Consider the following 19,509-nt stretch of genomic DNA (forward strand, 5'->3'; position numbering starts at 1 on the left):
GCAGCTTGGCGCTAATTTCACCCCCAAGGCGTCCACTGGCCGTTGCTGGACGCGGGTGCGGGGCGCTCATCGGCCAGCACCTGGAACGACTGCCCAAATGGTCCCACGGTAATAATCGCCTGCTCGCTGGCAGGGAAAGCATTGGTGCCGAATGCGCTACCCTCTGGCGTCGCCACTTCCCGAATAGCCGTCTCCGCAGGCTCCGAGGGCAGGTACCCTAGCTCAAAGTACAGCGGGCGTGGCACGGCCGGAACGTTGAGGGGGCCACTCTGGTACATGTTGTTGAGCTGTAGGGGCAGAGGCAGCACCACGGTTTCGGCGTACTCGGCTCCTGGCGCTACGCGCGTCATCAGCGGAATGCGGCGTGCTTCCACCAGCAAGCCAGGAGGCACATCCACCACCTTTTTGCTCACCGTCACCGCTTCACTACTTGCCTCCACGTTGGCCAGATTAGGCAATGCGTAGAAAATAAGCTGGTTGCGGGTGGTATCGCGCCAGGCATTCTCCCAGAGCTGGTTGAGGAGGTAGAGGGGCCGCGAGGCGGTGTTACGGATTTGGTAGTGCAGGTGCAGCGCCTCGGCGGTGGGGGTCACCTTCACCGTCAGGGTGCAGTCGCTGGTGTGGGCTACCAGGGTTTCGGTGGTCAGGGAGTCAGGAGCCATCGGGGAAGAACAGCGGTTGAGAAGGATAAACGGCCAGTTTGTGCACTGTTAGTAATACTCGCGGCGAGGCTGCGGGGGATTCCACTCGGCGCGGATTTTGTTTTCCGAAATCGCATACGCATCGTGCGGGGGCACCCCAACGGTTTCCAGCTCAAATATTTGGACCTCATCCAACTTGTTGGGGTTTTTGGGGTCGGGGCCTTTGCCATTGGGGGCATTATTCCGCCGCATCCGGCCGTAGGCAGCCTGTTCGGCGTGAATTAGCTCGTGGGCCAGCCCAATTGCTGGTGGGCGCTCGAGCCACGCTGCTTCTCCCTCACCACTCACAGCATTAAATGGATTGTAGGCAATGCCCATCGCCGTGCCCGCGCCGGGGGTAACACCGTCCTCCGCATAAAACGCTGGCGGCCAATAGCCGTGGGGGTATTCAACGCTGGCCCCGGGGAAAGCAGCGCCGTTGGCTTTCCCGTAGAATAATTCGATGCGCTTGCCCGACGCCTGTAAGGACTCCAGCAGCTTCCGGCCGGTTGGCGTTTCGTAGAGAGATTGCAAGTCGGCCATCACAGCTTCCTTGAAGCCGGGAGGAGCAGGCCCGTCATTAACTGCCCTCGACGTTAGATTGAAGGTGCTGCTGAGCAGCTGCGTTACTTCGGTGCTTATTACAGCGGCCTGGGCCGCGCGTGCAAAGCCCGAGGCGGGGCCGTTGGGGCTGAAGGCCGCAGCTGCGGCAGCTGTTTCGCGCAGCATCGCCGACGGCCCAGCGGCCGTGGCGGCCTGCACTGCCCCTGCCACTGCCTGTACCTGCTGGGCCACCGCGGCTACCCGCTGCACTTGCTGCACGGTTGTGGTGGCTCCCATCGGCCCGCCGCTCCGCAGTTCAAAGCCCGATGCTGCGATGATGAGGTGGCAAACGTAGGCTCCATCGCTCCCGGCCCCGCTCTCGAATACCTCTTGGTAGCCCACGCACTCGCCCGCCGTGAAAGCAATGGTTTCGTGGGCTACGTGCTGGGCTGGGTCATAAAAGACCACCTGGCCCGACAGAGGCTTGTGCGGCGTGGAGGCCCACACCAGCAGTTCGTCGTTGTCGGGCACGTCGAGGGCGAGGTGCAGCAGGTCGTGGCGCACTTTGCTAATTACCCGGCCCCGAGGGTCAATGGGCTGATGGCAGGCATATTGGCAGCGCACCACCCGGTAGGAAGTGCCCATCAGGTGCAACTCGGCGTGAAAAGAAGCCATAGGCTAGGCAGGTGAAAGGAGGCAAGCGGCGGACCTGTAGTTGGGTAAAACAGACGGCCGTTGGTACGGTAAAGATATACCGATACGCAACAACGGCTCCATGCGGTTGAACGACCCCACCCGGTCCAGGCTGGACGGTATTGGACCAGCCGCGCCCCCGCCATCATTCCCGAAGATTCGGCCAAAGCCTGCGTGGCTGACGCTGTGGTGGAGGCCACAATTCAGAGCGGTTAGGTCTTGTTCTTCGGTTCGAGGGCCGAGCCGTCCGGCTGGTTGCCGTGGCCCGGTAACGTTGCCCGATGTTGCTGGAGCACCCTTATTAAAACCTGCGCTAAGAGTTGTAAAATGTGCCGTAGTAATGCTGCGCCAGTTGCGCCTGCACCAAGTGGATATCGGCCTGGAAGGAGTGAATAGCGGCCGTAACCTGCGCGGCAGGCCCCTGACTCAGGAAGAAACTATCTTTGGCCGATACCCATTTCTCCGCGCTGGTTCCCTGAATGTTGACGTTGAGCCAAAGGTCGATTTCCTCCGGATTGCGCATTTTGCCGATGGGCCGGGTGAGCCTCAGAACCAGCTGCACGGGGTTGCCCAAGCGCTCCAACATGTAGAAGCGGCCAACTGTAAACGGCAGCCGCTGCTCCCAGTCGGCAGTGATAAAGCCTGCTAGCTCGTCGAACATCGCCTGGAGCAAGCTCCTTTCCATGTCGGTAAAGCCGGGAGCCGCGAGTGGGAGAGGCTTCATGAGTAAGGGAATGAATGGTAGCTGGATGGGTTGACGGTCCGGGCAGCGTGTTCGCACTGCATGTAAGGAAACCAGCTGCGCGCTCGTCCGAATAAACCTTTAGGCGTTGTCAAAAGGGGCGCACCACTCATTATAGTACGGGCCGGCCCACTCACGCATGTGCGGAAACAGCCACGCTGCCGCTGACGGCACCAGCTGAAACCCGTTTTCATCGTCGGTAATAGGGTCGTCGCCGCCCAAGTGCCGCAGGGCGTGCTGAACCGCAGCGGCACACAGCAGAAACTGGCCAATGGAATCCGCCAGCACGGCTCCGTCTTCCCAACTGCCCGCGCCGTGCTCAAACCGGATGACGGCCCCATCGGCGGCTTGCAAATCCACGATGATGGGGTCGCCGCCTTCATTGGCAATCATGAACCAATGGTCCGGCCAGTCGGTCAGGGGCTGCTGGGTGACGGAATTGAAGTTGTAGCCATCCTGCCGCAGGCCCAGCTGTGCAAAGCCGTACACATCTATCGGGTTGCCCACCGCCGCGAAAGACGCCCACGTCATTGGCGCAGCTCGTGTAAGGTATTCCACCAGCGCGGGCGGCAACGGCGACGGGAACTCCTGCCGGAGCCGGTCCAACTCCGCTTCTGCCGTGGGCGCGGGCTGAAAAGGCCAAACGGGTTCCTGCCAAAATTCCTGAATGAGGCCAAGGGCTTGCTGAAGCTGCATGTACTAACGGGGTTGAGTAGGCGTGCAAGGTGGCGAAGAGGCGCGACACTTCACGTTTGCGCGCTGAACGAAACCGAACCATCACATTTTTGCGCTGTATGAAGCGGCTGCCCTGCCCACGGAATTGCCAGCGCCAGCCCATCGGCTACTCCGCTTATTCGACCGGGAGCCAATAAGTGCTTGCCGGAAGCACGAGTCGGGCCGGCTGGTAGGCAGCAGGCACACTAGCTTGCTCATCGAACAACGCAGCTGGCTTGCTTCTTTCCGTGTCTGCCTTCCCACCGCGCGTCCCCATCTTTGCCCCATGCTTTCAGAACCTACCTACCTCACGGCCCGCATGGCCGCGCCCATGGTTGAAGCCCACTTTGCGCGACACCGGGCAGCCAGCCTGGAAGATGTTGCCAAGCTGGCGTCTCCGCCCGAAGCGCAGTGGGTGGAAGCCGTGATTGACGTGGCCTTCTGGGCCAGCCTGCGCCGCGAGGAGGGGCACCCGCCACGCATCTCGATGGCGCTACTGCCACCCGCACAGGCCCGACGGCCGTTGCAGTTTGGCCACCCACGCCGCCTCACGCCCTACAACCTGCTCAAGCTGGCCCCTGCCGTCGAGCAGCCTGGCATTCACCTGGGTGTGTGGCACGATGCCGATGGCCTCTACCTCTGGGGCACCACCAACACGATTCCGCCGCTGTGCTTTGTGCTGGAAGTGGTGGAACCCGGCCTGCTGGTGGTGAAGCACCGCCGCGTAGGCGGCTTTGGCAAGTACGTGAACGTGGCCGTGCTGCGCGGCGACCGCCTGCAAATAGTGGACGAGGAGCACGGCGGCCTTAGCGACTGCCCGGCCCTGCGCGCCTTCCTGCCCGGCCGCAGCCTGCCCTCGGCCGGGTCCGGCGAAACCGATAATGTGCTGCTGGAGCTGGCCAGCGCCATGCGCGCCCACGGCCGTGGCGGCCTGGTGCTGGTGGTGCCCGCCGGCTCCGATAAGTGGCAGGAATCGGTGGTCCATCCGCTTTCCTACCCCGTGACGCCGGCTTATAAAGGCATCACGCTGCGCCGGCGACCAGGGCAGTCGCGCCGCCGCCGCCAAGACCAGCTGCACCGCAGCATTGGGGTGGTGGGCGGCTTCACCGCCGTCGACGGCGCCACGGTTATTACCCAGGACTACCACCTGCTGGCTTTCGGGGCAAAGGTGACACGGGCCAGCGCCAGCACGCCCGTCGGCCTGATGACCCTCACCGAGCCCGTGGTAGGCAGCGAAGCCCTGAGCTTGCACCCCGCTCAAAACGGTGGCACCCGACACCTGGCCGCTGCCCAGTTCGTACACGACCAGCGCGATGCCATTGCCCTGGTGGCCTCACAGGACGGCTTTTTCACCGTCTTCGCCTGGTCCGAGGGGTTGCAGCAGGTGCATGCCCACCGGATTGACGTGCTGCTGTTGTGAGGCAAAGAGGGGCTGAAGCGTCGTAGCTTCAGCCGCTTTGTGGGTTGTGATAGTGGAACAGCTAGTAAGCCAAGTCTGCTGCTTTGGGGTCGGAGCCGTACAAGTTATCACCTTGGCTGCCTTCGGTGCAATCCAGCACCAGCAGCCAGATAACGCCGACAAGTGGTATGAAGATGATTAAGGTGAACCAACCGCTCTTCCCAACATCATGCAGCCGCCGGACCCCAACGGCGAGGCTGGGAATGAGCATAGCCAAGCTAAATAACTCGGAGATTGCCCCGGAGCCGTCATTCCCTGCCGTACCCAGCACCTTGTCGGCTATTGTTGCAGCAATGGCGAAAATGAAACTGAAGAGCGCGAACATCCAGTATTCTTTGCGGCGGGCGCGGCCGGTGAATACGGCGTATTTCTTCAAAGCGAGTAAAAAGTAATCCATTATAAAAATCGGGTTGGTTAACTCCTACACGTAATGCTTTTCAGTATTTCCCCGTTTTTAAGATTAGTTTCCGGATTCCACCAGGCAAACATAAGCCTTCATTGCAGGCCAGTGTGAAACCATTGTTAGAGACTGGAATTAAACAATAAAAAAAGGCTGCCCAAATAGGCAGCCTTTTTCGCTCAACTCCAGCGTTGGCTACTTCACGAAGCGGCGCGTGGTGGTCTGCTGGTCTCTGGTAACGATGCTAATGGTGTAAATGCCGGCGGGCAGTTCGGCCACATTTACGGCGCCTTTTGCGAAGGAGCCGCTGGCTACAGGTTTGCCATAAGTATTGAGAATGCGGTACTGGCTGCCGGCCAGTGGAACTTCGGCGCTCAGGTAGAGCATGTCGATGGCCGGGTTGGGGTAGAGCTCGGCGGCTTGCAGGCTCTTAGCAGTGGTGCTGGAAACTTCCCCGTCCTTGATGGGGGCCGCCATGCGGGCGGCGCCCTGCTTGGAAATGCGGACCCAGTTGAGGTTGTAGCCGCCGGTCTGGGCGTAGACGCCGAAGTTGTAGGTGCCGGCGTTCACCGTAACGGTTTTCGAGACGGTGGTCCAGGTCTGCCAGCCGCCGGTGGCCGGCAGGCTCGAGTTGCCGAGCTGGATGGCGCCCGCGTTCAAGTCGGCGGAAATGGTGCCGCCGCTGGCCCCGCTGGCCACGCGGTACTCCAGGAGGTAAGTGCCGGTGGTGGGGAAGGAGATGGCGTTCCAGACCAGGTAGTCGCCGGCGTCGATGTAGCCCATGTCCTGCCCGCCGCCCGTGTCCGAGCAGGCCTCTACGGTCATGCCGTTGTTCACGTTGGCTGCTTCGGCTTCCAACTGCCGGCTAAAACCGGGCGTGCTACTGGCCGCAAACGAGACCCAGTTGAGGTTGCAGCCAGTCGAAGCGGCTGCGTGTACGCGCAGGGTCTGAACCCCGGCGGGCAGCGTTACGGTGACAGTAACGGTTTGCCAGCTTTGCCAGCTGCCGGTGTTGCCCACGTTGATGCTGCCCAATACGGTGCCGCTGCTGTTGCGCAGTTGCAAGGTGGCGCCGCCAGTGGCACTGGCCACCCGGAAGCCCACGGTGTAGGTGCCGGCCGTGGCCACGTTCACCCGGTAGTCGAGCCAGTCGCCGGTATCGAAATAGGATACGTTCAGCCCGCCGCCCGTGTCGGTGGTGGCTTCGGTCTGGGTGCCCGACTGAGCCGAAAAGCTTTCCGCCTGCAAGGTGCCCGGAATAGCCTGCGCGGTGGTCGGGGGCTGGGTGGTAGTGCGCTGCACCACCACCTGGTTGATGGCCGTGAGCAGGGAGTTGGCGCCGGTGGCATCCTGCGACAGCTCCCAAATCATGATGCCGCTCGCCTGGTCGAAGGCAAGATTGGTTTTGCTTTTGATGGTGGGAATGCCGTTGTAGCCCACGCCGTTGAATACGTCGGCGTTGGGGCTGGCGCCGCGGGCCAGCAACTGGGCGTACGACTCCCAGCTGGGCCGGCCGTAGAAGGGCACACCGAGCACGGTTTTGTTGGCGGGTAGGCCGCGGCCCCGCCAGTAGCCAATGGACTGCGTGGCGTAGTCGTAAGTAGAGTGGTCGAAGTCGTTGGCGTCGTAGGCCATCAGGTTCAGAAAATCGACGTAGCCGAATACGCTGTTAAGCACGCCGGCCCCTCCAGTGGCCACCACGGCGGCCGTGAGCAGCTTGCTGCGGCTGTGCATTTCGGTGGACAGTTGCTGCATCAGAGCCGCGTAGTTATTGGCCGAGGTGCCCGCGTCCGGGTATTCCCAGTCGATGTCGACGCCGTCGAGCCCGTACTGGTTAGCGAAGTTCACCAGATTGGCAACGAAGGTGTTGCGGTAGCCAGCGTTGCCGCCAATGCTTTCAAAGGCGCTGTCGTCGCCGTTGTTCCAGCCGCCCACCGAAATGAGGACTTTCACGCCGTTGGCATGGGCCGTGGCTACCAAGCTTTGAAGCTTCGCAGGGTTTTCGATGGCTTGCAGGCCGCCGGTGGCCGTGGGCAGCAGGAAGGCGTAGTTGACGTGGGTAAGCTTGCTGTATTGCACGCTATTCACATCGCCGGCCCAAGAGGGCATATAGCCGATGACCCGAAATTGGGCAAATACGGGCCCCGCCGCCAGTAGCAACAGCGCCAGCAGCGCATTCTTAAAGAAAGACAATGTTTTCATAAGGAAGAGGGTTTGAGTGAAAAAAGACAAGTTATAAGCTAATCTAATTATGAACTGACCTACAGTCTGTTGAATTGGAACGCACCAGGCTGAGCTGAGGCTGTGAGGTGCCATCCCACATCTGGCAAAAGGAAAAAGCGTGGGCAAAGTCACCGACTCTGCCCACGGATATTATTTCACAAAGCGCACGGTCTGGGCCTGGCCGTCGGCGGTGACCGTGATGGTGTAGATGCCCGGCTTCAGACCCGTTACGTCCACGCCGGCCTCGGCATCCAGCGTGCCCTGGGCTACCGGTTGCCCCCAGGAATTCATAATCTGAAACTGGCGGCCGGTTAGCGACTGCGCCGAGTATAGCCGCAGGTGGTCTGTGGCCGGGTTGGGGTAAACTTCTATCGTGCTGTTAGCTGGGGCTGTGGCCGCCATGCGGGCAGCGCCCTGCTTGGAAATGCGAACCCAGTTGAGGTTGTAGCCGCCGGTCTGGGCGTAGACGCCGAAGTTGTAGGTGCCGGCGTTCACCGTAACGGTTTTCGAGACGGTGGTCCAGGTCTGCCAGCCGCCGGTGGCCGGCAGGCTCGAGTTGCCGAGCTGGATGGCGCCCGCGTTCAAGTCGGCGGAAATGGTGCCGCCGCTGGCCCCGCTGGCCACGCGGTACTCCAGGAGGTAAGTGCCGGTGGTGGGGAAGGAGATGGCGTTCCAGACCAGGTAGTCGCCGGCGTCGATGTAGCCCATGTCCTGCCCGCCGCCCGTGTCCGAGCAGGCCTCTACGGTCATGCCGTTGTTCACGTTGGCTGCTTCGGCTTCCAACTGCCGGCTGAAGGTGGCCGAGGAGGTCTGCACCCGCAGCGAGGTGGCTTTGTCGTTCCAGTTGCCCGTCCCGAGCGGGTTGTTCACCAAGCAGGTGTTGTTGGCCGTGACGGTGAGCGTGCTTCCGGTGAAGTTGTCGCTTTCGTACAGCACCACCTGATAGCCACTGTTCACGGTCAGCGAGGAAATGTCGTCGTTGAGAATGCCGCGGGCCTGCAGCGCAGCCAAGTTATAGTCGCCCACAGGCAGGGCCACAGCCGTGCCGGCGTAGTTGCAGTCCTTGTACATGGTGGCCACGCCGGTGCCACCGCTCTGGCCGGCAAAGCCCCCGAAAGTAGCCACTACCTTGGTCGGCTGTGGCGTTTGGAGTGTGGCCGACTGGTCGGCCACGTCGTCGTAAGCGAAGCCGTAGGACAGATTATCGACGCTGATGCCGGGCAAGTGCCAGAAGCGGGCGTAGTAGTTCATAGGTGCCGCGCCGTAGAAAGAGGCAACGTTGTACCAGTTCTGCTGGCCGGGGTTGGTGGTGGTCGTGTTCACGATGTGACGGTTGATGGCGGCCGTCATTTGGGCCTGCACCACGAGGTCGACGGTCACGTCGCCCACGCCGCTGGCCAGCACGCCCTTGCCCTCAAAGGCCTCCTGCGTAGTGGGCCGGCGCGTGATAATGCCCGTGCGGCCCGTGAACGCGCCCGACTGGCCCACCACCGTCAGCCGGTCGTTGGCATCGACGCGACCCTTGAAGACTCCCGCATTGCCGGCGTAGAAAATCAAATCCTCGTTCTTATACTTGTTCCAAATGGCGTCGATGTAGGGCTTGAAATAGTTGCCGTAGGGGCCCGCCGTGGTGCCGTTGGTGCCGTCGTAGAAGGCCGGCGTTTTCGAGGGGAAGCTGATGACGCCGGTGGTGTTGTTCACCGTGCCCTGAAATTCGGCGGGCACATTGGCCTTGTAGGCGGCCACAATATCGGCGGCGGTTTTCAGCTCGCCGGTTTTCTTGTAGTAGCCATTGCCGTACAGTTCCAGGCCCATGGGATAGGCAAAGGCATCGACGCGGGTGGTGTTGCCGAAGAAGCCGCCCGCGTTATTGGTCAGCTCAATGGTTTCGTAGAGAATGCCCGTGTTAGGGTCGGTTGGGCTCTGGGGGTTGGGCGCAGTGTAGCCCGAAGGCGCCCCATTAGCCCCGAAAAAGTAGAAATACAGCTGCTGGCCCCGGGATATGTACACCCGGCAGCCGGCAATGTAGGGCAGCGTAAACGTGCGGTTCGGAATGTTGCTGAGCCTGGTGAAGCAGGCCGCGTACTTCGAGTTCTGGCCCGGTCCCGTGTTGCCGTTGATGGTGGGCCCGGTCACGGTGTTGTAGCTGCTGCTCATGGGCAGCACCTGGCTATTGGCGGCGTTTATCCAAACGTGGTTGTTGTTGGGGTCGATGCCCACGATGGCCACGTACAAGTCCGCGTCGGCAAACGGTGAGGTGTTGTTGATGGTGAACGGGATGGAGCCCTGGGCTTGGCCGAGCCGGGGCAGTAGCGCGCCGAATAAGAAGGCCAGTAGGGAAAACAGCGTAAGCTTTTTCATAAGGTGTGGGAATTATGGGAAGTGGTGAAAAGGAAAAATCCTGGCCGTCCAGCCAGGGTTGGCAAAAGCAAAAAGTGCGCGCATGGCGCTGCCCGCTGACCAAGCCGTCAGCAGCTGGCATGGCAGCCAGGTAGTACCAGTAAATGGGAGATGAGCACCAATTGAGGGGGTGCTTCGAGCCGCAAGCTATGGGCGTTTTACCGGAAGCAATGCCCCCTGGTTAATCCCAAGTGCCGGTTCTACAGCCTTCTGCACGCTTACTGCACACGCATTTTACTGGGCTTTCGGTAGGAAAGAACAATGTCTTTCCTACCCTTTTTGGGCCCGGCATAGCTCTGGCAAATCCAGCTTCTCGCTTAAAAAACAAGCAGACTTCGGATAAAAAACAATCTACTTTTCATCAAAGGCTTCAAGCTGCCGAAACCGATTGGGCGCTCAGGCAAGAACAACCTTGAAATAGTGCTCTGATTTTCCGCAAAGGATTGTGGTACTAAGAGCCGGTAAAATGATTCTGCGACTGGTTGGATAAGCGCTACAGTAGCAAGTATTTGTGAAGTGCAAAGACAACCTTCCTCCTGTGCCTTGCGAATACTTTAGCTCACAGCAGCGCAAGGCTTATTCGGGCCTGTGCTGGCTGCTTTATCGCCATGGCCTTCCCTTATCAGCTTCTGCTGGAAACCGTTTTACCCCACCTGCTCATGGGCAAAGACAAAAAGAAGCACTCGAAAAAAGACCGGGCGTCGGAAGATATTCTGGACGTCGCGGCCGTGTCGCTCAAGAAATTTCGCAAAGTGACCAAGGAGCTTTCCAAGCTTAGCACTGGCCAGAAAGTAGTGGGCGGCATTGCGCTGGCTGCGGCGGGCCTGGTGTACCTGGCTGCCCATGAATCTCCCGTCACATCCAAACCCAAAGGCCCGGCCGATGACCCTGGCCTCGATGAAGCGCCTGCCCACCGCCACAAGCCAGCAGGCGCCCGCCACCGAAAAAGCGCCAAATCCCAAGCCGAATAACCCACAGAATCGGGCCTCACGCATACCGCCTGCAGGCAAGTGATTCTAACTGAACCGCACTATGAAAAAGACCAAAGACAAAGCCAAGAAAAACAAGTCGGCCAAGAAAAGCCTGCTCGGTGGTGCCTCCAAGTCGCTGAAGAAGCTGGGCAAGCGCAAGCTCACTACTACTCAGAAAGTAATAGGCGGAGTTGCCTTGGCGGCGCTAGGCCTGGGCTATCTGGCCCAGCGCCGCAAAGCCAGCGCTGCACCCACAGCAGTTGATACCCCACCAATTTCTGATGCCGAAGCCGCCGAGCAAAACCTGGCCGCGCTAGATGCCAACGCCTAGCAATTCCAGCAATGTAGGGGAACGAAGGGTTGCATGTCTACATCGTTCTTACATACCTAAGGTCGGCTGAACGCACAAAAAGCCCCGCTACCGAAGCTTCGGTGGCGGGGCTTTTTGATGAACCAGTGAGCGGCTACTCGGCTGCGGCTACTGCCGGGGGCGGCGTAGCACCACCTTTTTTCACGCGCACGGCGTTGGGGCCTTTGGCACCCATCTCCACTTCAAAGGTCACTTTGTCGTTCTCGCCAATGGTGATGCCACCCAAAGCGTTAGCGTGCACAAAAATGCTTTCCTGGCTCTGCGAATCCTTGATAAAGCCGTAGCCTTTCGAGGTGTTGAAGAACGTCACGGTGCCGGTGCGAGTGGTTTCCTCGGGCTCCCGGTCTTCCTGCTTGGCCACACTGATGCGAATGTCCTCGTCCTTGATGACACGCTTCTTGGTGGGGTCGGGTGGGGTAGAGGTAATGTTGCCATTCTCATCCACATAAGCAAACATTTCCTCTAGGGCCGCCCCGCTTTTGGCGTTGGCATGGCGCTCGGCTTTGCGCTCTTCTTTCTCAGTCTTCTTCTTTGCGCGCTTTTTCTCGTTGTCTTTCTTACCAAATGTCTCTTGAGACCTACCCATAGTGTTGTGTTGCTAAATCGTTGTGCTGTCAGCGCCGACGGCGGGCCCGGCAGCGAGCAGCGGAGTGGATTGTTACGAAGATACGCAATATATAAGGTAGAGAGCCAGATTGGTCTAGCTTGGGTCGGTCCAACGGGTTTTGCGCCAGGTTTCCTGCTGGGCCGGCGTGAGATAAGTCCAGGCTACGAGGCGGCTTTTCTTCTGTCCCTGAGCCATATCGATGGTGCGTACATCGGTGGCCCCGGCTGTTTTCAGGGCGCGGTACACGCCGGGGAGCGTCTCTTTTTTCGACACGAGTGAGGTGAACCAGTAGCAGGCACGGGGCCGTCGGCCGCTCTCCTGCACCATGCGCCGAATGAATGCCGCCTCGCCACCCTCGGTCCACAGCTCAGCGTTTTGCCCGCCAAAGTTCAGAGTGGGCCGGGGGCCGCGCGCGGTACCCAGGCTGGTGGTTTTGCGCTTAGTCCCCGCGGCTGCCTCGGCTGCCGAGGCGTGGAAGGGCGGGTTGCACATGGTGAGGTCGAACACCTCGCCGGCCTGGAAAATACCATCGAAAATGCGGGTGCGGGCTGGCTGGAGCCGGCACTCGATGGCCCCGGCCAGCGTGGGATTGGCGGCCTCAATCTGCTGGGCGGCCCGCACGGCCACCCCGTCAATGTCAGAGCCCACGAAGTGCCAGCCGTATTCCCGCCGGCCAATAATGGGGTAGATGCAGTTAGCCCCCACGCCCACGTCAAGCACCGAAATATCCTCGCCCCGGGGCCGCAGACCACCGTTGCTTTCGGCTAATAAATCGGCCAGGTAGTGCACATAATCGGCCCGGCCGGGAATGGGCGGGCACAGGTAGCCCTTCGGAATATCCCAGTGCTCGATGCCGTAGAACTCCCGCAGCAGGGCCCGGTTGAGGGCTTTCACGGCGGCGGGGTTGGCAAAATCAATTGATAGGCTGCCGTGCGGGTTGGGCCGCACAAAGGCCGCCAACTCCGGACTGCGCTGGCGGAGCAGCGGAAAATCGTAGGGGGCGCGGTGCGGGTTGCGGGGGTGCAGTTGGTCTTTTTCGGCGAGCGGAGGAGGGGTCGGGTGCATGGCAATTCAGGTGGTTTTGTAGAGGTACCAGCCGTCGCCGAGGGGCTTGAGTACAATAAGATGGTCAGGGCTCATGGCGGGAAGCTGCGCGGCATCGGGCTGGTAGAGCAGGCCCACCGTGCTGCTCACCTTGCCGCCGATGACGAACTCCAGGCAACTGGTGCAGTCGGTTTCGCGGCGCGTCACGCGGCTCAGAAACAGCTTGTGAAGCAGGGCGTTCACGGCGGGGTCGGCGTTGGCAGCCTGCTCGCGGGCAGCGGCCACGGTATCGGTGGCAAAGTACTGGCCGGCCTGCACCAGGCGCAGCACCTTGCGGAAATCGGCCCGGTTCTTTCGGAAGTGCGCAGCTATTTCGGCATCGGCGCTGGTCCAGAGGCGCAGGTTGCCTACGGTGAAGGCGTGGCTGGCGTCGGGGTGCTTGCGGTCGTAGTCGGCTACTTCGGCGGGGGGCATGGCCGCGAGCAGCGCTACCATGGGCGGCCCCAAGTGCGTCATGGCCAGGTTGCGGATGGCGCCAAGCTTCCACCCCCCGGCCTCGCGGCGGAAGTGCAGATAGAAGTCGCGCCGGGTGGCAGAGTCGCGCAGCTCCACGGCCACTACGGCCATGGCCGAATCCTGGCGCACCAGCTGGCAGGTGCGGCGCAACGGCCTCGGAATCTGCTGGCCCAGTGTCTGGTCTTTGGCCTGGCCGGCCACTTCGCAGCAGAGGTAGTCCTTCATGAGCGGCCACCCGGCAGGGGCCACAAACTGCTCGGCAATCCGAAGCGGCTCGAGAGGGGCAGGGGCCGCAAGGGCCGCGCTCAGCATCCACAGGCAGAAAAGCAGGAGCAGGTATTTCATCCGGGAGCTAACGGCAAAACAGCCGGCTTAAATTCCGGTATGCTCCGCAATATGGGGCCAATGCTCGTTTCTTTGCCGCATGAAGCGTTGGGTGTTCTGGTTTTCGCAGTGCGTGCTGGCGCTGGTATTTCCGGCCGGGCTGGCGGCCCAGGCCCCGCCGCTCACTCATCAGCAGTACCTGGAGGACTTTGATTTTTTCTGGGAAACCATCCGGGATAACTACGGCTACTTCAACCAAAAGCAAACCGACTGGCAACGGGTTCGCACCATTTACCGCACCCAGGCCGACACCGTGAACAGCCGCCGCGCCTTCGTGCGCCTGCTCGAAAACGCATTAGTCGAACTCTACGACAACCACGCTGGCCTGGGCACCAACCGCCTCGATTCGCGCCGCCTCGTGCCCACCGGCACCGACGTATGGGCCACCTTTGTGAACGGCCACGCCGTGGTGCAGCAAGTCCGGGCCGGCTACGGTGCCGAGAAGGTGGGCGTAAGACCTGGGGCCATCATCGAGGCTGTGAATGGCGTGCCCGTGGCCGATGCCATTCGCCCCTGGCTGGGCCAAGCACTCCGCACGCCCGACCCCGCCGCCCGCAACTTCGCCCTAGGCGAGTTGCTGGCCGGCAACCACATCACCCCGCGCACCTGGACTGTGCGGGCGGGAATGCGCACATTCACGGCCCAGCCCGATGTTCCCACGGCGCTGCTCGAAACCACGCATTATGCCGGATTGCTCGAAGTGAAACGCATTGGCGAAAACGGAGCCATTGGCTACCTGAAAATCAATAACAGCTTGGGTGACAATCGGCTTATTGCCAGGTTCGACAGTGCCCTCACGGCCCTGCAAGGCACCCAAAGCCTCGTGCTGGACCTGCGCGAAACGCCCAGCGGCGGTAACACCAGCGTGGCCCGCGCCATCATGGGCCGCTTCATTGGAAAAGAAGCGCCGTACCAGCGCCACGAACTGCCCAATGAGGAAGCCGAAACCGGCATCCCACGCCGCTGGCTGGAACTGGTGGCCCCGCGTGGGCCGCGCTACTCCAAGCCACTGGTGGTGCTGGTAGGCCGCTGGACTGGCAGCATGGGCGAGGGCCTGGCCATCGGCTTCGATGCCCTGCGCGGTGGCACCGTCGTGGGTACCGAATTGGCCCAGTTGAAAGGAGCCATCTACTCCTACAAATTGCCGCATTCCGGCATCGGTTTCGGCTTCCCTGTTGAACGCCTGTACCACATCAATGGTCAGGCTAGGGAAGCTTACCACCCGGCGGTATTTCTGGATTTAGTCAAGCTCGCCCAACGCCCGACGACGGAAGCGGACCCGGTATTGCAAGCGGGCCTTACGGTGCTGAAGACCAAAAAATAACGTTGGCTAGCGCGGCCGGGCCGGGCCCCGGCCACCTGCTTTCTTGCCACCGGCGGCGGGGCGGCTGCCCAGGCCACCACTTTTGGGCCGTGCCGGGCCGCCAGAACCATTGCTTTTGGGGCGTGATGAGCTGCCCGCTGCTGAGCGCTTGCCACCAGAACCGGGCTTATTGCCAGCCGTGGTGGGCTTCTCAGGGCGCGGTCCCCACCAGCCGGTCCCCGATGGGTTGAACATGGATGGTGGCCCAGGCTTGCGTGGGCGGCTGGTACGGGCTTCGCCGGAAGCAGCCGTATCGGTGCGTTTCGCCGGCTTTTCAGCGATGCCCCTGGGCGTTTTGGCCGGGCTACGGCGGCTACTGGAAGCCTCCTCGGTGCCGCTCGAGGAAGCCACCATTTTCATGATGCCGGCCAGCTCGGCCGGCGTCAACTCGCGCCAGTCGCCCACGGGCAGGCCTTTCAGTGTCACGTTCATGATGCGGACGCGTTCGAGCTTAACTACTTCGTAGCCAAAATGCTCCACCATGCGCCGAATCTGGCGGTTCAGCCCTTGCACCAGCGTGATACGGAAAATGTAGGGCGTTTCCTTTTGGATAACGCACTTCTTGGTGACGGTGCCCAGCATGGGGATGCCGGCGGCCATTTCGTCCAGCATGCGGTCGGTGAGAATGCGGTCGACGGTCACCACGTACTCCTTTTCGTGCTGGTTGCCGGCCCGCAGAATCTTGTTCACAATATCCCCGTCGCTGGTCAGGAAAATCAGGCCCGACGAGTCCTTATCCAAGCGGCCGATGGGGAAGACGCGGGCAGCGTGGTTCACATAGTCCACGATGTTGCCCTGCACGCCCGGTTCCGAGGTGCTCGTAATGCCCACCGGCTTATTGAAGGCCAGGTATACAGCATCTTCGGCCTGCTTAGGTTCCAGCTTGTGGCCGTTCACGGTCACGCGGTCGCGCGGGGCCACCTGGTCGCCCACCTGCGCAGGCTTGCCGTTGATGAGCACCATGCCCTGCTCGATGTAGCGGTCGGCCTCGCGGCGCGAGCACAGGCCGCTTTCACTGATGAACTTATTGAGGCGGGTAAGGGACATGGGCGGTATGGGCAATGGCTTAGGAAAACTGCCGCCACGGCCAGGCGTGGCAGGAACAGCGGACGCCGCAAAGGTACGGCCCTTGCAGAGCGCAGGCTCGCCGCGGATTATGAGGGATTCTGTCAAATTCTCTCCGCCCTCCCAAACTCAGCGCTACGGGATAACCTGCTGCAAGTTGGCTCGTTAGAACAGTCTTAATCCTTTCCAGTATTTTACGCATGTCTGATAAACCAACCATTTTTCCGCCGCAAAAGCAGGATGCCGGGGCCGGCAATCCCGGGCTCGAATACAAAATGACCCCCGAGCCCGAATTCATTCGCGAGGGCTACAGAGGGGCCGACAAGCTCAAAGGCAAGGTCGCCCTCATCACGGGCGGCGATTCGGGCATTGGCCGGGCCGTGGCCGTACATTTCGCCGTGGAAGGGGCCGACGTAGCCATTAGCTACTTTCCCACCGAGCAGCAGGACGCCGAAAAGGTGCAGGAGCTAGTGCAGGGCCACGGCCGCCGCTGCCTGCTACTGCCCGGCGACCTCAAGGAGCCGGCCTTCTGCCAGCAAATTGTGGACCGCACTGTGGCCGAGTTGGGTGGGCTGAACATCCTGGTGAACAACGCCGCCGAGCAAAACTGGCACGACTCGCTCGAAGAAATCAAGGATGAGGAGCTGGACAGTATCTTCAACCTCAACATCATTGCCATGTTCCGCATCTCGCGGGCGGCCGTGAAACACCTCAAGGAAGGCGACTCTATTATCAATACGGGGTCGGTCAATGGCTTTAAGGGCAACGAGCTGCTGCTTGATTACACGTCGACCAAAGGCGCCATCACTGCTTTCACGCGGGCTTTGTCGTTGCAGCTCATCAAGAAAGGCATTCGGGTAAATTCGGTAGCGCCGGGCCCTATCTGGACGCCGTTTGTGACGGCGGCGGGCTTCTTTAAGCTGCCGGTTTTTGGCCACGATGTGCCCATGGGCCGCGCCGGGCAGCCTTCGGAAGTGGCGCCGGCCTACGTGTTTCTGGCCTCGGAGGACGCCTCGTATTTCTCGGGCCAGACCCTGCACCCCAACGGCGGCTCGGTGGTGAATGCGTAGGCGTTGAGTGCGCAAAGCGTGTACCCCGAAGGTTTACTTCGGCCCGTCTGAACAACTATTGTTTTCGCGGGCTGAAGTTAACCTTCGGGGTACACGTTCTAACGAGCCTCATAGCTGCGCTTACAACCTCCCGACAAGCCCGGCCGTATCAAGTCAAAAAATGGTCAGATAACCATTTTACTTATTCAACTTCGCTTATGAATACCAAATTGCTTGGCCTGCTGGCCGCTGCCACGCTGGCTACAGCCGCCTGCACGCAGGAGAAAAAAACGGAAGAAACCACCGTTACGACTACTCCCGATGCCACCACGACCACCACAACGACGACCACGGTTGACACCGCCGCCTACCGCAACGAGGCCGACGCCCTGGCCGCCCGCGTAGCCGAAGACCTGAAGCTGCAGGACACCACCGTGGTGCGCCGCATCCGCACGGTGTACTACACCCGCGGCCGCAAGCTGAACAGCTACACTACCGATACCACCGGCCGCTATGCCGCCATCCGCGCCGCCAACGACGAGGCCAATCAGGAAATCAAAACCATCCTGACCAATCCGTCCGAGTACAACACCTATTCCAGCAACCTCGGCACGTATTATGCCGGCCAGCCCTATACCGTAGTGGTGGTAGAGCAGCCCAAGCGCACCGGCTCGGCCGGCGTGGGCCAGGGCTCGGCGGTGAAAAAGATGGAGCGTGAGGACGACGGCGACAAAAAAACCAAGTACGAAAACGGCGCCAAAATCAAGCGTGAAGACGACGGCTCGGTGAAAATCAAGCGCGCCGACGGCACCAAGGTTAAAATCGACGAAGAAGGCAACCGCACCGTGAAAAAGGGCCTGTTCAAATAAGCCCGGATTTCAGCCACAAAAAAGCCCGTTCCTGATTCAGGAACGGGCTTTTTTGTGGCTGGTAGTTAACTTCTTACATCCGCAGGCTCCAACTGGCACCCGTGAAGGGGCCGTAAACGTAGGGCGAGAGCTGCCCGCGGCGGTACCAGGGCTTGGGCCGCGGCATGATTTGAAAGCCAGTGCCTTTGCCGGTGGAGTCAACCGGTGCGCCATCGACTACGCGGGTGCGGCCATTGCGCACGGCAATTTTGGCGAAGCCATAGCCGATGGCAATGCCAATGGGATAATCGGAAGCCCAGTGCACGCCGTTGTTCAGCATGGCGTAGCCCAGCAGGCCCATCATGCCATAGCCCACGGGCCGGATGAAGTGGTACTCGGGGTAGTTGTCGGCGATGACGGTGAGCGTGGCCATGGCCGTAGCCAAGTGACCAGTGGGGAAGGCGTCGTAGTTCGGGACGAAGTTCTGGTACGTGTTGTACGACGGAAACAAGTGCCACTCGCCCCGGTCCTTGGTAGCCACATAGGGGCTCTGGCGGCCGGTGAGGCGCTTCATGGCCTGCACGATGAGGCCGGTGCTAAAAATGGCTTCGCCCAGCTCGCTGGACGTGCGCAGGGCGCGGTTGTCTTTCTTAATGCCGCCATAAATCCAGAAGCTGCTGGCAATGGTGAGGTGCGTCCAGCCGTCGCCGATGTAGTAGAACGTGCTGTTGAGGTTATCGGGCACGTTGAACTCAAACGGCAGGTTGGCCGAGCCGACGTGGAATGGAATGCGGAACAGGGTGCGCTGCGTGCTCTTGGGCGTGAGTCCCAGCTGCTTGCCCACGTCCTGGCTCCAGTCGATGATGGCCTGGTCGGCCACCCACAATGCGGCCGAACTCACCACCAGGCCCACCAGCGTGCTGGTGTTTTCGCGCCGAAACGCTAGCCCGGGTGCCTGGATGATGTCGCGCGGGATGTTGAAGGCCCAGCGGAAAGGTTTGGGCTTGTCGTAGTGCCAGGTCACGCCGGGGGCTACGGTATAGGTACTGATGCGGCCTTTCTCATCGCGCGGGTGGATATGCGGCAGCGAATCGGCGGGGGCAGCGGTTTTGGCAGTGTCGGCAGGGGCGGTGAGGGTATCGGGGCCGGCGATTACGAGGGTGGCGGAATCGGGCTCGCTAATGGGCAGTGGCGTGGCGCGGGCAAAGCTGGCGGAAGCAAAAGGCAAACTAAAAGACAGCGCAACGAGCAGCCGTGCAGCACGGCGGGGATAAAGAGGGTTCACGAAGAGAGGAATAGCTAAATAACGATGGCGCGGCCTAGCGGCAGGGGGTGGGGCGAGGGGGCCAAATGGAAAAGAACAAGTGAGCAGTGGCTCGGATAATGGGCCACAAAGGTAATACTGTCGTCACATTGGGCGGCTGCCCGCAGTGCCGTT

At 61.0% G+C, this 19,509-nt stretch carries 18 protein-coding genes; 6 read left to right on the forward strand and 12 right to left on the reverse strand.

Annotation, left to right across the window (positions count from 1 at the left end):
- Positions 1 to 17: 17 nt before the first annotated feature.
- From J4E00_RS12755 to J4E00_RS12770, 4 genes are all read right to left on the reverse strand, one after another.
- The gene (locus J4E00_RS12755) at positions 18 to 662 is read right to left on the reverse strand and encodes a hypothetical protein (protein ID WP_208175555.1); all 645 of its coding nucleotides are present in this window, start codon (positions 660 to 662) and stop codon (positions 18 to 20) included.
- Between the two features lie 48 nt (positions 663 to 710).
- Positions 711 to 1,898, reverse strand: a complete 1,188-nt coding sequence (gene tssD, locus J4E00_RS12760) for a type VI secretion system tube protein TssD (protein ID WP_208175556.1) — start codon at positions 1,896 to 1,898, stop codon at positions 711 to 713.
- 331 nt (positions 1,899 to 2,229) lie between these two features.
- The gene (locus J4E00_RS12765; protein ID WP_208175557.1) at positions 2,230 to 2,640 is read right to left on the reverse strand and encodes a hypothetical protein; all 411 of its coding nucleotides are present in this window, start codon (positions 2,638 to 2,640) and stop codon (positions 2,230 to 2,232) included.
- A 99-nt stretch (positions 2,641 to 2,739) separates the two neighbouring features.
- Positions 2,740 to 3,354: an SMI1/KNR4 family protein gene (locus tag J4E00_RS12770; RefSeq protein ID WP_208175558.1), complete on the reverse strand. Its 615-nt coding sequence runs from the start codon at positions 3,352 to 3,354 to the stop codon at positions 2,740 to 2,742.
- 304 nt (positions 3,355 to 3,658) lie between these two features.
- On the opposite strand from J4E00_RS12770, the gene J4E00_RS12775 reads away from it, so the two are divergent.
- Entirely contained in the window at positions 3,659 to 4,792 is a 1,134-nt protein-coding gene (locus J4E00_RS12775) for a putative sensor domain DACNV-containing protein (protein WP_208175559.1), read from the forward strand.
- A gap of 61 nt (positions 4,793 to 4,853) precedes the next feature.
- Here the strand turns inward: J4E00_RS12775 and J4E00_RS12780 are convergent, their stop codons facing one another.
- The 3 genes from J4E00_RS12780 to J4E00_RS12790 form a co-directional block, all read right to left on the reverse strand.
- On the reverse strand, positions 4,854 to 5,228 hold the full coding sequence (locus J4E00_RS12780; RefSeq protein ID WP_208175560.1) for a DUF805 domain-containing protein: 375 nt from the start codon (positions 5,226 to 5,228) through the stop codon (positions 4,854 to 4,856).
- Between the two features lie 198 nt (positions 5,229 to 5,426).
- Entirely contained in the window at positions 5,427 to 7,433 is a 2,007-nt protein-coding gene (locus J4E00_RS12785; protein ID WP_208175561.1) for a carbohydrate-binding protein, read from the reverse strand.
- Between the two features lie 171 nt (positions 7,434 to 7,604).
- On the reverse strand, positions 7,605 to 9,815 hold the full coding sequence (locus tag J4E00_RS12790) for a beta-1,3-glucanase family protein (protein ID WP_208175562.1): 2,211 nt from the start codon (positions 9,813 to 9,815) through the stop codon (positions 7,605 to 7,607).
- Positions 9,816 to 10,462: 647 nt separating this feature from the next.
- On the opposite strand from J4E00_RS12790, the gene J4E00_RS12795 reads away from it, so the two are divergent.
- Complete coding sequence (locus tag J4E00_RS12795) at positions 10,463 to 10,825, forward strand: hypothetical protein (protein ID WP_208175563.1); 363 nt, start codon at positions 10,463 to 10,465, stop codon at positions 10,823 to 10,825.
- Between the two features lie 61 nt (positions 10,826 to 10,886).
- On the forward strand, positions 10,887 to 11,156 hold the full coding sequence (locus tag J4E00_RS12800; protein WP_208175564.1) for a hypothetical protein: 270 nt from the start codon (positions 10,887 to 10,889) through the stop codon (positions 11,154 to 11,156).
- Between the two features lie 133 nt (positions 11,157 to 11,289).
- Here the strand turns inward: J4E00_RS12800 and J4E00_RS12805 are convergent, their stop codons facing one another.
- From J4E00_RS12805 to J4E00_RS12815, 3 genes are all read right to left on the reverse strand, one after another.
- Positions 11,290 to 11,781 (reverse strand): cold-shock protein, encoded by a 492-nt coding sequence (locus tag J4E00_RS12805; protein ID WP_208175565.1) that lies wholly within the window; start codon positions 11,779 to 11,781, stop codon positions 11,290 to 11,292.
- A 114-nt stretch (positions 11,782 to 11,895) separates the two neighbouring features.
- Positions 11,896 to 12,867: a 23S rRNA (adenine(1618)-N(6))-methyltransferase RlmF gene (rlmF, locus tag J4E00_RS12810; RefSeq protein ID WP_208175566.1), complete on the reverse strand. Its 972-nt coding sequence runs from the start codon at positions 12,865 to 12,867 to the stop codon at positions 11,896 to 11,898.
- Between the two features lie 6 nt (positions 12,868 to 12,873).
- Positions 12,874 to 13,707 (reverse strand): hypothetical protein, encoded by an 834-nt coding sequence (locus tag J4E00_RS12815; protein ID WP_208175567.1) that lies wholly within the window; start codon positions 13,705 to 13,707, stop codon positions 12,874 to 12,876.
- A 79-nt stretch (positions 13,708 to 13,786) separates the two neighbouring features.
- Between J4E00_RS12815 and J4E00_RS12820 the strand changes: the two genes are divergently transcribed.
- Positions 13,787 to 15,070 carry a S41 family peptidase gene (locus tag J4E00_RS12820; protein WP_208175568.1) on the forward strand — a complete coding sequence of 428 codons (1,284 nt, stop codon included), beginning with the start codon at positions 13,787 to 13,789 and terminating at the stop codon, positions 15,068 to 15,070.
- Positions 15,071 to 15,076: 6 nt separating this feature from the next.
- On the opposite strand, the gene rluF is transcribed toward J4E00_RS12820, so the two are convergent.
- A complete protein-coding gene (gene rluF, locus J4E00_RS12825) occupies positions 15,077 to 16,156 on the reverse strand; it encodes a 23S rRNA pseudouridine(2604) synthase RluF (RefSeq protein WP_208175569.1) in 1,080 nt (359 codons plus the stop codon).
- A 218-nt stretch (positions 16,157 to 16,374) separates the two neighbouring features.
- On the opposite strand from rluF, the gene J4E00_RS12830 reads away from it, so the two are divergent.
- Together J4E00_RS12830 and J4E00_RS12835 are read left to right on the forward strand one after the other, a co-directional pair.
- On the forward strand, positions 16,375 to 17,244 hold the full coding sequence (locus J4E00_RS12830) for an SDR family oxidoreductase (protein ID WP_208175570.1): 870 nt from the start codon (positions 16,375 to 16,377) through the stop codon (positions 17,242 to 17,244).
- Positions 17,245 to 17,441: 197 nt separating this feature from the next.
- Complete coding sequence (locus J4E00_RS12835) at positions 17,442 to 18,092, forward strand: hypothetical protein (protein WP_208175571.1); 651 nt, start codon at positions 17,442 to 17,444, stop codon at positions 18,090 to 18,092.
- Positions 18,093 to 18,165: 73 nt separating this feature from the next.
- Here J4E00_RS12835 and J4E00_RS12840 read toward each other — a convergent pair whose 3' ends face one another.
- Entirely contained in the window at positions 18,166 to 19,299 is a 1,134-nt protein-coding gene (locus J4E00_RS12840) for a phosphatase PAP2 family protein (protein ID WP_208175572.1), read from the reverse strand.
- Positions 19,300 to 19,509: the final 210 nt, after the last annotated feature.

The sequence above is a fragment of the Hymenobacter negativus genome (assembly GCF_017571495.1).
GTDB lineage: Bacteria > Bacteroidota > Bacteroidia > Cytophagales > Hymenobacteraceae > Hymenobacter > Hymenobacter negativus.

Excerpts from the sequence above, each read along its gene's own strand:
- J4E00_RS12755 (WP_208175555.1), bottom strand. The coding sequence starts at position 662 with ATGGCTCCTGACTCCCTGACCACCGAAACCCTGGTAGCCCACACCAGC.
- rluF (WP_208175569.1), bottom strand. The coding sequence starts at position 16,156 with ATGTCCCTTACCCGCCTCAATAAGTTCATCAGTGAAAGCGGCCTGTGC.
- J4E00_RS12765 (WP_208175557.1), bottom strand. The coding sequence starts at position 2,640 with ATGAAGCCTCTCCCACTCGCGGCTCCCGGCTTTACCGACATGGAAAGG.
- J4E00_RS12770 (WP_208175558.1), bottom strand. The coding sequence starts at position 3,354 with ATGCAGCTTCAGCAAGCCCTTGGCCTCATTCAGGAATTTTGGCAGGAA.
- J4E00_RS12835 (WP_208175571.1), top strand. The coding sequence starts at position 17,442 with ATGAATACCAAATTGCTTGGCCTGCTGGCCGCTGCCACGCTGGCTACA.
- J4E00_RS12775 (WP_208175559.1), top strand. The coding sequence starts at position 3,659 with ATGCTTTCAGAACCTACCTACCTCACGGCCCGCATGGCCGCGCCCATG.
- J4E00_RS12790 (WP_208175562.1), bottom strand. The coding sequence starts at position 9,815 with ATGAAAAAGCTTACGCTGTTTTCCCTACTGGCCTTCTTATTCGGCGCG.
- J4E00_RS12785 (WP_208175561.1), bottom strand. The coding sequence starts at position 7,433 with ATGAAAACATTGTCTTTCTTTAAGAATGCGCTGCTGGCGCTGTTGCTA.
- rlmF (WP_208175566.1), bottom strand. The coding sequence starts at position 12,867 with ATGCACCCGACCCCTCCTCCGCTCGCCGAAAAAGACCAACTGCACCCC.
- J4E00_RS12815 (WP_208175567.1), bottom strand. The coding sequence starts at position 13,707 with ATGAAATACCTGCTCCTGCTTTTCTGCCTGTGGATGCTGAGCGCGGCC.
- tssD (WP_208175556.1), bottom strand. The coding sequence starts at position 1,898 with ATGGCTTCTTTTCACGCCGAGTTGCACCTGATGGGCACTTCCTACCGG.
- J4E00_RS12805 (WP_208175565.1), bottom strand. The coding sequence starts at position 11,781 with ATGGGTAGGTCTCAAGAGACATTTGGTAAGAAAGACAACGAGAAAAAG.
- J4E00_RS12800 (WP_208175564.1), top strand. The coding sequence starts at position 10,887 with ATGAAAAAGACCAAAGACAAAGCCAAGAAAAACAAGTCGGCCAAGAAA.
- J4E00_RS12780 (WP_208175560.1), bottom strand. The coding sequence starts at position 5,228 with ATGGATTACTTTTTACTCGCTTTGAAGAAATACGCCGTATTCACCGGC.
- J4E00_RS12820 (WP_208175568.1), top strand. The coding sequence starts at position 13,787 with ATGAAGCGTTGGGTGTTCTGGTTTTCGCAGTGCGTGCTGGCGCTGGTA.
- J4E00_RS12795 (WP_208175563.1), top strand. The coding sequence starts at position 10,463 with ATGGCCTTCCCTTATCAGCTTCTGCTGGAAACCGTTTTACCCCACCTG.
- J4E00_RS12830 (WP_208175570.1), top strand. The coding sequence starts at position 16,375 with ATGTCTGATAAACCAACCATTTTTCCGCCGCAAAAGCAGGATGCCGGG.